Annotated in this window: 9 protein-coding genes; 7 read left to right on the forward strand and 2 right to left on the reverse strand. The window is 49.7% G+C overall.

The features are described from left to right. Positions 1 to 360 (reverse strand): GTPase HflX (locus tag KOO62_13630; protein MBU8935022.1); only part of this gene is annotated, 360 nt, incomplete at its 3' end. 511 nt (positions 361 to 871) lie between these two features. Here KOO62_13630 and KOO62_13635 point away from each other — a divergent pair. Together KOO62_13635 and KOO62_13640 are read left to right on the forward strand one after the other, a co-directional pair. Further along, a complete protein-coding gene (locus tag KOO62_13635; GenBank protein MBU8935023.1) occupies positions 872 to 2089 on the forward strand; it encodes a TIGR00300 family protein in 1218 nt (405 codons plus the stop codon). A gap of 77 nt (positions 2090 to 2166) precedes the next feature. Further along, on the forward strand, positions 2167 to 2538 hold the full coding sequence (locus KOO62_13640; protein ID MBU8935024.1) for an iron-sulfur cluster assembly scaffold protein: 372 nt from the start codon (positions 2167 to 2169) through the stop codon (positions 2536 to 2538). A 23-nt stretch (positions 2539 to 2561) separates the two neighbouring features. On the opposite strand, the gene KOO62_13645 is transcribed toward KOO62_13640, so the two are convergent. Next, on the reverse strand, positions 2562 to 3527 hold the full coding sequence (locus tag KOO62_13645) for an alpha/beta hydrolase (GenBank protein ID MBU8935025.1): 966 nt from the start codon (positions 3525 to 3527) through the stop codon (positions 2562 to 2564). Positions 3528 to 4453: 926 nt separating this feature from the next. On the opposite strand from KOO62_13645, the gene KOO62_13650 reads away from it, so the two are divergent. The 5 genes from KOO62_13650 to KOO62_13670 form a co-directional block, all read left to right on the forward strand. Then, a complete protein-coding gene (locus tag KOO62_13650) occupies positions 4454 to 5539 on the forward strand; it encodes a hypothetical protein (GenBank protein MBU8935026.1) in 1086 nt (361 codons plus the stop codon). Between the two features lie 307 nt (positions 5540 to 5846). Next, positions 5847 to 8534 carry a T9SS type A sorting domain-containing protein gene (locus tag KOO62_13655; protein MBU8935027.1) on the forward strand — a complete coding sequence of 896 codons (2688 nt, stop codon included), beginning with the start codon at positions 5847 to 5849 and terminating at the stop codon, positions 8532 to 8534. A gap of 560 nt (positions 8535 to 9094) precedes the next feature. Next, positions 9095 to 9322, forward strand: a complete 228-nt coding sequence (locus KOO62_13660; protein MBU8935028.1) for a hypothetical protein — start codon at positions 9095 to 9097, stop codon at positions 9320 to 9322. Further along, the gene (locus KOO62_13665; GenBank protein MBU8935029.1) at positions 9319 to 11919 is read left to right on the forward strand and encodes a T9SS type A sorting domain-containing protein; all 2601 of its coding nucleotides are present in this window, start codon (positions 9319 to 9321) and stop codon (positions 11917 to 11919) included. The genes KOO62_13660 and KOO62_13665 overlap by 4 nt, the downstream gene beginning before the upstream one ends. A 22-nt stretch (positions 11920 to 11941) precedes the next feature. Then, the coding region (locus KOO62_13670; GenBank protein ID MBU8935030.1) for a hypothetical protein at positions 11942 to 12161 on the forward strand (220 nt) is incomplete at its 3' end.

The following is a 12161-nucleotide window of genomic DNA, read 5'->3' on the forward strand; positions in this document are numbered from 1 at the left end:
GGCACGGTTGGCAAAAATGTCCAGGATGAGTATGGGACGGTCAAGAACCTTGGCTTCGAGCGACTGCTCAAGATTTCGTTGCTGCGCCGGTGAAAGCATATCGTCGAACAGGACGCAGTTGCCGCCCAGTTCCTCCAGCATGCGCTTGAGTTCAGCGACTAATCCTTTGCCGACATAGAAGGCGGGTGTAGGTCGGGGCCGCACCTGGATACGCCGTCCGACAACTTTGGCTCTGGCTGATTTCGCCAGCGCAGCCAATTCATCGAGCGATTCGGACACAGCCGCTTTCTGTCGCGAACTGGCAGCCAGCCCAACCAGTATTATCTTCTCAAGTTTTGTATTGTCGTAGTTGTTGATCACTGTAAGACAATATACACATGGAACATCTTTCGGCAAACAGCATTATTCGTTTGGAATATATTGTCGCTTGGTGCTCAGTAGCTTGCTATGCGTTCCGTCAATATAAAGCATCACCCACTGACACATCACAAAACACGGACGATTCTCCCCGCACTATCCCAACAGCATCACACCAGTTCATGCTCCTTCCCCCTTTGGTATGAATCGTCAACAACCAACATTCGCAGATTCACTACCAGAACACTACTGGAAGTGCCCCAAAAACACTACGTTATCACTGCTTGAAACAATAAGCAAATTCGCCTTACCCGACCAATGACAGAAAGTTACACCAAAACGTAAAAGTGCGTATTACCAAACGAACCCATTTTGAAAATACAGACCTGGACCCCCGCCTTCGCGGGGGCGACAATCTCCCACAACCGGTCACCGCGAGACCAGTCTTGCCGATCATGACAATCTCCCATTGCACCAGACCCAACTGATCCATCACCCGATGTCTGCCGATATAATGAACATGTTCATAATAGAACAAACAGTTGTCACCGAGGGTCACCTGATCGACTCCGGGTTGATGCGCAAGATATTCGACACCATCATTGCCGATGGCGGTAAGTTCGAGATGCTTGATTTTCGGATTGGCACCAACAACGATGAGTTCTCCCATGCCCGACTGAAAATCACATGTGAGACTGCGGTCCACATGAACACTATCCTTCAGAAACTCTCCAGTCTTGGTTGTCAGATCGAAACTGACGACGAGGTTGCTCTTCAGGCCGCCCCCGCCGACGGTGTTGTCCCGCCGGATTTCTATAGCTCCACCAATCATATCACTCAGGTTCGCCACCACGGCGTCTGGATCGAAGTAGACAAAATTCGAATGGACGGCGTGATCGTTGTTGATGGTGGTGTTGCCAGCATAAAGAAATTCCGATCCGTAAAGAAGGGCGACAAGGTCGCCACCGGCTTGTCCGGTATCAAGGTCAAACCAGAGTTTGTTGAGCGCGATCGTTCTATCTTCACCTTTATGTCCGGTGAAGTCTCCACCGAACGTCAGGTCCGTTTGGCAGTGAACCAGGTAGCCGACATTATAGAGAGCAATAAAAAGAGAATAGGCGTGGTGGCTGGTCCGGTAGTGGTCCATACCGGTGGTGCTGGGGACCTCTCGCGACTTATTGATAGCGGACATATCGACGCCCTGTTATCGGGCAACGCTCTGGCGGTACATGATATAGAGGCTAATCTCTACGGTACTTCACTTGGTATCGACAACAAAACCGGCAAACCGGTTGAAATGGGCCATCGTAATCATCTGCGCGCTATCAACGAAGTTCGCCGCGCCGGGTCTATTGCCAACCTTGTTTCCGAGGGTACTCTTACCGATGGGGTCATGCACTCGGTCGTCAAGACTGGTATTCCTTATTCCCTGGCCGGCTCGTTGCGCGATGACGGTCCTCTTCCCGAGACGATTACCGATATGAATGAAGCACAGGAAGACTACGCCCGAATTCTGGCCGATCTTGATGTGGTGATGATGCTGTCGTCAATGTTGCACAGTATCGCCGCCGGTAACATGATCCCCGCGAGGATTCTGACAATCTGCGTGGACATCAATCCAGCCGTCGTGACCAAACTGAAAGACCGGGGGTCTATGCAGACAATTGGTATTGTCACCGATGTAGGATTATTCTTGCACTTGCTGGCCAACCGGCTGGACAGCTCTCACTGAAACGCGAATCGATTATATAATCAGGCCACGCCTGCATTCCCTCTTGTTTATGTCGATCAATTGCTTATCCTTGCCCCATGTACAACGATACTGTTCTGGACCATTTTCAGAATCCACGTAATACTGGCGAACTGGAGAACCCCAACGGAATTGGGCAGGTTGGCAATCCGGCTTGCGGTGATGTGATGAAAATGTTCATCCGGGTCGAGAATGGAATACTGGTCGATGTGAGACACAAAACATTCGGATGTGCCGCCGCTATAGCCTGTAGTTCAATAACGTCCGAGTTGGCTGTGGGTAAAAACATTGACGAGGCATCAAAGTTGACCCGCGAAGAAGTAGCCATTGCTCTAAACGGATTACCTGAGCGAAAGATGGACTGCTCCAACCTGGCTCCCGATGCCCTGCGAGCAGCTATAGATAACTATCGCAATTGTACTGAAAAATGAGAATAGAGGGATCCCTCCCCCTATCACATTTGAGCCTCCGATTCCACTTCCGACAATCCCACGACGAAATCGAGTATCTCAATTGTCATTTCTTCATCCGTGATCGGCACCGAACCAATCTGAAGCAGAGCCGCCTCCGAGACTTCCTTTAGTCGGACAACTTCGTCACAATCCTGGATGTCATCATCGGCCATCACTAGTGTCCGGCAGGCAACCGAACGAATATCTTCCAACTCGCGGAATGGGGCGGCATAGCTTGAGCGGATTTCGTACCACCACCACATTATAGTATTGGAGAAGGGAAACCACATGGTTTCGTGTCTCTGTTGGATGACATCCAGCCAACGTTCCGAAGAAAGATAAGGCGAGACAGCGATAACGCCGTCGATCCGGGACTCATTTCGAGAACACAACAGACCAGCATCCGCACCTGTTGACCAACCGACAACAACAACCGGATGAATGACATGACTACGGAGATCGAGATGACGAATAATTTCCTGAAGATCGTCTGCTTCATACTGTCCCTCGCCGCGATATTGTCTACTAGATCGTCCGGCCGCACGTTGGTCATAGGCCACGACACAATAGCCGGAGTCGACAAGAGTACGCGCCAGAGGTGCCATTGCGTCACGGTCGGCACCATCATCGTGCAACAGAAAGATCGTTCCCCTTGCCGAATCGACTCCTGCCGGGGGCACTAGCCACAGGCAGGCTATGGTTGTCAAACCATCAGTCTCAACCCAAAATGTGTCACAAATCGAGGCAGTGGCGGTCAGGCTAGTATCGCAGACACCAGCCTCAATATATGCCGCTATGTCGTTGGCGACCAGCGAGTCCGGGTTATAGTCGTCGAGGCCGGGACGCCCGGTGGTAGCTTTGGATCGATTGAGTGGATAGATCATGTAGAAGAAAACAACTACTCCTACCACAATTAAGAAAGCGACGGTCTTGATTATCTCTTTAACAGCTGGCGATAGCTTGGTCATCTGTCTGTCACCTGTTGGTTTAACGATGATTGTTGCAGCGCTAGTATATAGATCGCCGAAATGAAGTCAATCTTTAACTCATGTGGTAAGTGGCTGAGCGTGATTCCCTATATATTATAGACGGTTACTCCCCAATCCCTCCAGCAATTGGAAGTACTTTCAGTCTGCCACCACAATCTGCCGGACGAGCGGTCTAATAGCCACACTGTTGCGAAATAGATGCAAACATATGCACGATTATAGAGTCGTATCGGTAGTCGTTTGCGAACTGATGATGGCTGACGATTCCCAATAAGCTCGAGGGTGAACGGCGCTACAATGTTAAGTTGTTTCTTGTAAATGAGTTCGTAGGGAAATGAGACATCCAGGTAGTTCTAAGAAGGGCCGCAATGCCCAATTGTCGGTGGCACGCTCGTTGCTCAAGCAAGGCTTGAGATAGAAACATAATCAATGGTTATTTTCCCGTTACTAACGGAGAGAAACCGATTACAATCAGGAGGAAGCATAAGAAATAAGCCTGTTTGATTGCGGGACAAGGGCCAAGAAAACATTTGATTTCGTCCTTTTTCTGTTGACAATATTTTCCCTTAGCCGTATATTGGCCTCGGATGATAGGTGGCAATCACACATATTGGTTAGCACTCAGTTGACTTTTCGAAAGTCAATCCTTCCGAGATTAACTGTCTAGTACTTCGTCTTTAATCGGTCTGGTGGCTGATTTAAGAAGTTACAAACAGGTTACTAATTGTTTATCACATCTGTAAGAAGTGTATTTTAATTGATGAGAGTAGAGTCTTCTGTACCCGTTTGGGATAGTGATGTCTGCCAAATTAAGACCCTGATCTCACAAAGGAATGCCTTATAAGAACCTTGGCTAAGGGATAGCGATACTAGATAGCGACAACAAGTACGTTAAGGAGGAAGGTATGACTTTCAGTGAAGCGTTGCGGAGGGTAACTGTGATTTCGGTCACCGCTCTCTCGTTGATTCTGCTGACTATCCCAACTGCCAGTGCTCAGCCGGAATTAGTGATCACGGTGGGTGACACCATTGCTGCTCCGGGCACAATCAACACAGTGATCTCTGTATCTCTGGACAATTACCATGATACGGTGGCTGGCTTCAATTTGTGGTTGCAACTTGGCAATCCCGATATTATGTCGTTCCAGACCAATGAAGCAACCGTGATTGACACATCCTACTGGGACTGCATCACTTACAGTGGTGAAGATTGTATCGATTCGGTACTAACCAACCCACTGGGTGACTGGGATTTCATTCATATTGATACCAACGACGTTCAGATCGGTAGTTTTGACACCACTGGCACTCTTGTCGGGGGATGGCAGAATGTTGCTGCCCGCTCGCTTTCGGGCACCGGCCTCGACCTTAATATCGTTGGCATCGCCCGCATGCCATTCCAACCAGAACTACCAGGAATCCCTCCGGGCAATCATGGAGAAACCCCGCTCATCAAGCTTCTGGCTGATGTCTATGATATACCCGATACGGCTACCGACCGGACTGTTCAGATAATGGTCCAGTGGCAGTTCATCGATCATTTCAGTTGGTCCCGTCCCGATGGTTCGTTGATAGGAATTGTCTATGACACTATTTTGGATACCAATTATTTTCTGTGTACCCAGTGGGCTGGTAGTGAATGTTTGAAATGGGAGAAAGTTCCTTCTCCGCCAGCCGACTCCATTGAAATCAATGAAATATTGGCCCCCCGTGTCGACACACTCACGGTCATTATTGATAACGGCTCGCTTACCGTTTCAGGTTCGAGCTTCTGCGGCAATATCGATGGCGATGATTCTCCTGAGCCTAATATCGCGGATCTGACCTACTTGGTGAGCTTCCTGTTCATCGGAGGTCCTCCCCCGGAACCGCTATGGGTGGCGGATCTGGACTGTACTGGTGGAGAACCCAATATTGGTGATCTGACTTACTTAGTAGCCTTCTTGTTTACTGGAGGTGTGGCTCCGTGTGATGTGGAGGCTTGTTGGTAAGATTTATGACCATAAAATTGAAAAAACAAACTTATTGCACAATAGTAAATGCGTCGTACCTGTCGGTGCGACGTGTAACGTCAACCCGAAAATAGATGGAAAGGAGGACGTTCAAAAGAGGTATTATGGCGCACGCTCAAATGAATGAACGTTCTTTTATGTTCGCTGACCCGACACAGGCTAAACTGCGAGTTAGGTGGCTCTCACTGGCAGACTTAGGCTTCGGGACCTCCCATGTGGAGAATGCGAATAAAGTGAACGCTCAGCATTCATTGCTAACTGTTAACGAAGTAATTAGGAGTAAACAATGAAACGCAATGCTTTTGTGTTTATCCTCTCCGCGTTGATAGTCTGTTCGTTTGGGCTTGCAAATGCTCAGGACGTTCTAGATGTAACCGGAAATCCGACTGGTATTTGGATTGATGGTACCACCCCTACGGTGAATGTCGATACAGACGTCACCTGGACTGTCCACATGACTAACACCACTGATATTATCACTGGACATATGAACGGCTTCAGGGTCTTCATATCATCGACCGGTGATGCCAGTGGCGAACTTCCCGGTGGTACTTTTGCACCAATGACAGCCACTCTTCTGTTCGACTTTACAGATCCAGGTCTTGGAGAATACGATGACGGTGGATTCTTCTTCACTTATTTCTGCACCGGCACTGGTTCCGACACTGTCGGCGCCGGTGGTTTTGCTATGTTTAATGGCATACCTACAGCATTCGATGAAGATGTCTACACCTTCACGACTCAGGTTGGAATAGCCGAGGAAGGCAACTTCCTCTGTATCGATTCCGCTTGGTATCCTCCGGGTGGTGCTTGGATGTGGTCTCTTAAAACTGCCGGTTCGGTAGCCCCATCTTGGGCTGGCCCGTACTGCTTCCCGATTAAGAAGCAGCCGAACATTCCGGCATCATTTGACAACTGCCCGACGTCCATTCTCGACACAACCCACACTGCAACCCTTACCTTTGACTTGGATGCAACGGATCCCGATCCGGATAAGTGCCCGCCTAACGATGGTATGGTATTTTATACTGTAGTCAACGGCACACCTGGCGACGTTAACACCGCTGGTGTGTACAGCTTGGCCGGTAGCATCGCCTTGGTCAACCAAGGTTTGATTGATGTTTCCGTTGAGGTTGTCGACCAGTGTGGTGACGGTGACACCTGTGATTTCCAGGTTCGGTTCACCAACATCGCCCCGACTATTGATTGTGGCGACCCTATTAATGAGGGTACTAACAAGACCGCCACGAGAACATTTGTTGGTTCCGATGCTGATGGCGACGATCTCACATATTCGGTTGCCTTAGCAAGCGCGACTATGCCTGCTGGTGGTGCTGGATCCTTCGGCATCCATCCAGATGATGGCATATTCGAATTCGACACCGAGACTGCTGATGGTGACTCCACGTACATATTCACGGTTTGCGTGACTGATGGCGCGGATATGGATTGCTGTAGCCTTGTGGTCAATGTCCTCTCGGCTACACCTTTCGAGATTCAGATTGCTAAGACTCATAAGACCTACCAGGGTCAGCATGAGATGGTCGATGTTACGGTCAACAAGGGTACCGAAGAAATGATGGGCTTTGATTTCCTCATCGCCTACGACGCTTCGGCTCTTGCTTTCCAGACCGCAATTGAAGGCCGCATTTACAACCAGGACACAGCTACTGTTGATCCAGGTTGTGGATGGGAATACTTCACGTATCGCTACAATTACAATGGTAACTGTGGCAACGGCTGTCCTTCTGGTCTGCTGCGTGTAGTTGGTATGGCTGAGACCAACAATGGTCCTAACCATCCTGACTGCTACTCGCTGTTGGGTGAATTCGACATGCCTTACACGCTGTTCTCGCTCGACTTCCTGGTCACCGATGACCGGACTTTCGAGTGTCAGTATGTTCCGATTCGGTTCTACTGGATGGACTGTGGCGACAACACCATTGCCTATCACGAACTGATCGATCCGAACCCGTACGGTGTGCAGACTGCCATCTCCCGCTATGTCTTTGATTTCGATCAGGACTGGGATGTCTATGATGGTGAGATCACTAATCCGACCTTTGGTTGGCCGACGTACTTCGGTGCTCAGGATGACCCATGTTTGGAAGGTGGCGGAGACGACAAGCCGGTTCCGGAACGCTTCATCGACTTCATCAACGGTGGAATCGACATTGCTTGTGCCGACTCCATTGATGATCGTGGTGACCTGAACCTGAACGGCATCGCATACGAAATCGCTGACGCTGTACTGTACACGAACTACTTCGTGTATGGCCTTCAGGTCTTTGGTGACGCCACTCAAGAGGCATTCCAGGCTGCAGTTGCTGCATCTGACGTTAATGCCGATGGTATCGCCTTGTCGGTTGGTGACCTCGTCTACTTGATCCGTGTCATCGTTGGTGACGCTCTGGCTTACCCGAAACTGGCTCCGATCGACGCTTCTGTGACGTTCGCCAGTGCCATTTCGGTTGATAGCAAGATGGGCGCTGCCTTTGTCGTAATCGAAGGTAATGCTGCCCCTGAGCTGCTGGCTGATAACATGGAATTGAAGTATGCCTACGACGCCGAGGCTAATGTCACGCGCGCTCTGGTCTACTCCATGGAAGCCAACCAGACCTTCGAAGGTGAGTTCATGAACTCCAACGGTAACGTTGTGAGCATTGAGCTGGCCACATACGAAGGTGCTCCGGTCAAGGTCAACATGGTTCCGAGCAACTTCTCGCTGAACCAGAACTTCCCGAACCCGTTCAACCCGACCACCGTTGTCAGCTTCGACGTACCGAAGGCTGTTGACTATACTCTGTCAGTGTATAACATCACTGGTCAGGAAGTCGCTGTCTACACTGGTACCGCTCAGCCTGGCAATGTTGAGCTCGTGATTGACGGCGCCGGTTGGTCCTCCGGTATCTACTTCTACAAGTTGAATGCCGGTGACTTCTCCGACACCAAGAAGATGGTGATGGTTAAGTAATCAGACCCTTTTGTGGTTTTGATAATTCCCCGGAAAGGTTAATCCCTTTCCGGGGGATAAGAATAGGAGAGAGACATCGAAAACTAGATAGTGAATTGACTAGTAAAGCCAGGATAGGCAAGTTTGATGATTACGATGACCATACCGTTTGTAAGGCTCCGAGGGGAGACACAAAGAAATAAGGTCATCCTTTTTTGTATCTGGAGGTTATGGCCGGTATTGGCCGGGATATTGTGCAACCGGTTGCGGGGTTGCAGGGATGTTTCAAACAAGATTATGTACCTACTTTGGTCTTCTAAAAGAACGGCTCCTGAATTGATGAGGGGGTTCTGATCGTCCTACTGCTCAAGAGTTGAACAGAAGCGGACAATTTTCCGTAAGCCCTTAATGGGCACGTTGTTACAAAGACACAATGGAAGTGTCTGTAGCCCTCTATTGAAGGGTTGAGTTTGGTCAGAAAGTGACCACTCAGACTAACCATATGTGTACTGATTTGGTCCGCATATTGCTCGTACGAAGTACTGAGAGAACCTGTAATTTGTCTGGTTGAGTAATTTATAATGGATAGAGTTCTGATAAAGAGAAGCTACCCCGTGGTGGTTCGAGTCGGCTCCGGCTCAATAGCAGCTTTGGCGAAAGTCGCCGAGGCAGGAAATGCTGTTGATTCGAATCCGGGTCAAACTGCAACAATTTGCATCAGAGAATCCGGACGACCTGACGGTCGCGACATTATGGTTGAAAAAAAAGATATTTATTGGTCCGATAAGCAAAGGAACAAGTACCTATGAAAACAGTAAGTATTCCCATTCTATTGCTCGTCTTGATATTGGGATTGGCTGGTCAATCCCAGGCGGGGGCCGCCTGTGCGGACATTCTGCCGAGCCACTTAGATACATTCGCTATTCTTAATGTCTCCGGGGGACCGGACTCGATTGTGAATGTTCCTATTGAGTTCGACATCAGACGCAATGTCCAGGCTTTCCAGGTATTCCTGGATCTCGATACAACCCTGCTGCATCCGCTGGTTCTGGGTATTGATACCGGCTGGGATTCAACCGGAACGGTGATCATCGGGATCACCCGCTTCTACCAGTGGAATGTAACCGGTTTTCTGGACACGACCGAAACGTACCCAATTGTTGCAGAGGAAGAGGAGTACCCTTCTGAGTTCTCCACTCATCTGCGGCTGAAGGTCCTTGGTATGCCGATCAATTATGTCGATCCTTCTCCTGGGGCCGACTCGGGCACTTCTATTATTCTTACTCTCCCGATGCATATCGACCCTGCAGCTCAGCATGGCGATGCCATTAATATCAATTTCTACGAAGAAGATATTATTGACCCGGAGTCTTTTCCACCGGTTTCTATCGGTTGCCAAAACAACGCTTATTCGAACTTTGAAGGTCTCCAAACCGTTGTACAACTGGATTGGGGGCGGGTGATAGTTGATACACTAGCCACTTCGCCACCGGTGATTGACTATTTTACAGCCACCCCGACATCAATAATGCAGGGGAGTAATTCGACTCTTGCCTGGAGTGTATCCGACGCCACGGAAATCACCATTGACAATGGCATTGGTACGGTGAGTGGACCGACCGGAACAAGACTAGTCGATCCCTCAGTGACGACAACCTATATTATCAGCGCCAGCAATGCCTCTGGCTCGGCGATCCCGAAAGTAGCAACAGTAACGGTCACTAGTCCGGGCGATAACAACGCCCCGGTAGTAGCTTCGGTGTCCCCTGGCTCCTATGTAATTACCGAAGGAGAGAATGTCGCGTTTACCGTGTCGGCCTCGGATGCTGATGGTGACGCACTGACTTTAAGGGCTCTTAGCCTGCCGACCAACGCCAGTTTTGGTGTCGGAGGTGAGGTGTCAGGAGTGGGCTCAACACAGGGAAGTTTCAGCTTCACGCCGGCTCGCGGACAGGCCGGTACCTATGCCATCCAGTTCCAGGCCCAGGATGCCATCGGGAGTACTTCGAATATCGTCACGGTATCAATCACGGTAGATGAGATCGAGTTCGATATCCTGTTTACAACCTCCACTCCTGAGGGCAGCCCGGCAGGTGGATTAGCTGGCAAGAAATCCATTCTCCTGCCAATCGATCTGGTGACCGCGCAGACGGTCTACGGTGTGCAGTTTGACTTTCTCTATGACGCTGACTATTTCGACCTTGATTCGGTGATAACTACCTTCCGAACTGATGGTTTCGTAGTATATGATGATATCGGGGGCACTTCCGGCGAGGTCCGAGTGGTGACCTTTGGCATGGACAACGATTCTATCGTGCCCGGCCAGAATGACAGTACTGCAATCCTCTATATGGTGATGTCGATAGATTCCCTGGCTCCCCCAGGAAACTACTCAGTTTACATCGAAAATGGATGGGAATCCATAAACCCTGATCCGAACTATCCATCAATGGCGATGGTGACTGATTCGGGTATCATCCAGGTGGACCGACCGGGTGATGTCAACCTGGATCAACACGTCGATGTCGCCGACGCGGTCAATATTGTAGCTCAGATACTTGGCAATTACTCCCTGACAGGACGCCAGTTTGATGTGGCCGACGTCGTCACCAATGGTATCGTCGATGTCTTTGATCTGGTGGGAGTGGTCAATCTAATCTTTGGTATCCCTGTCTCACCCGCTCCAGCGCAATTTACTGGATCCGACATGGCCACCGTGGCAATTCAGTTTGAAGATCCTCTTGATGGTACAGCGGATGTGCTCGTGGTCAAATCGGAACTTCCGGAGGCCATAGCTGGTGTGGAGATTGATATTGCCTACAATCCGAGAACTATTCTCCTGGGTAGTCCAGAGACTACCGAAGATGCCGATGGACTGATCATGAGCTATAAAGACAACGGTGTCGGAAAAATGAAGATCCTGATGCACTTCACCAACCCGTTCAAAGATGAGGCTATGATCCAGGAAGGATCGGCCGACCTGATTCGCATACCTGTTCTGGCTCGCGCCAAAGATGTCGAGGGAGAGGAGTCGCAAGTTAACCTGCGCAATGTACTCCTGTCAACATCCACGGCTTCTGCCGTCAGGGTACAGGGATTTGAACCTGCCTTACCGAGTTCCTTCAATCTAAGGCAGAACTACCCTAATCCGTTCAATCCAACTACGACCATTGAGTTCTCTATCGATGGCGACGGAAGCGGTATGCAACATGTCTCTTTGGAAATTTTCAACATTCTTGGACAGCATGTAAAACTGCTGATAGATGAAAAACTACCCGTCGGAAACCACCAGGTTGTATGGGATGCTTCCAACGACCGTGGCCGGCAGGTGGCCACTGGAATCTACCTGTACAAACTGCAAGTTGAAAACGATCGACAGACCAAGAAAATGCTCTTTTTGAAATAGCGGACAGGGAGGAATTGAGATAATGTTTGGGAAAACTATACTATATACTCTGGTCCTGATAACTGTGTTGGCTGTGGGTGCCTTTGCTCAGACCGCTCCGGTAGTGACCGATATTCCTGACCAGACGATTGCCGAGGGTGGCAGCTTTGCGACCATCAACCTCGATGATTATGTTTCTGATGCTGACCACACCGATGCCGAGATGGTCTGGACTTACAGTGGTAACATTGAACTGACCGTCG

Source organism: Candidatus Zixiibacteriota bacterium, from assembly GCA_019038695.1.
Taxonomy (GTDB): Bacteria; Zixibacteria; MSB-5A5; order GN15; family FEB-12; genus B120-G9.

What these genes read in the sequence shown, in the direction of transcription:
- KOO62_13635 (MBU8935023.1), top strand. Translation starts at nt 872, where the DNA reads ATGAACATGTTCATAATAGAACAAACAGTTGTCACCGAGGGTCACCTG.
- KOO62_13640 (MBU8935024.1), top strand. Translation starts at nt 2,167, where the DNA reads ATGTACAACGATACTGTTCTGGACCATTTTCAGAATCCACGTAATACT.
- KOO62_13645 (MBU8935025.1), bottom strand. Translation starts at nt 3,527, where the DNA reads ATGACCAAGCTATCGCCAGCTGTTAAAGAGATAATCAAGACCGTCGCT.
- KOO62_13650 (MBU8935026.1), top strand. Translation starts at nt 4,454, where the DNA reads ATGACTTTCAGTGAAGCGTTGCGGAGGGTAACTGTGATTTCGGTCACC.
- KOO62_13655 (MBU8935027.1), top strand. Translation starts at nt 5,847, where the DNA reads ATGAAACGCAATGCTTTTGTGTTTATCCTCTCCGCGTTGATAGTCTGT.
- KOO62_13660 (MBU8935028.1), top strand. Translation starts at nt 9,095, where the DNA reads ATGGATAGAGTTCTGATAAAGAGAAGCTACCCCGTGGTGGTTCGAGTC.
- KOO62_13665 (MBU8935029.1), top strand. Translation starts at nt 9,319, where the DNA reads ATGAAAACAGTAAGTATTCCCATTCTATTGCTCGTCTTGATATTGGGA.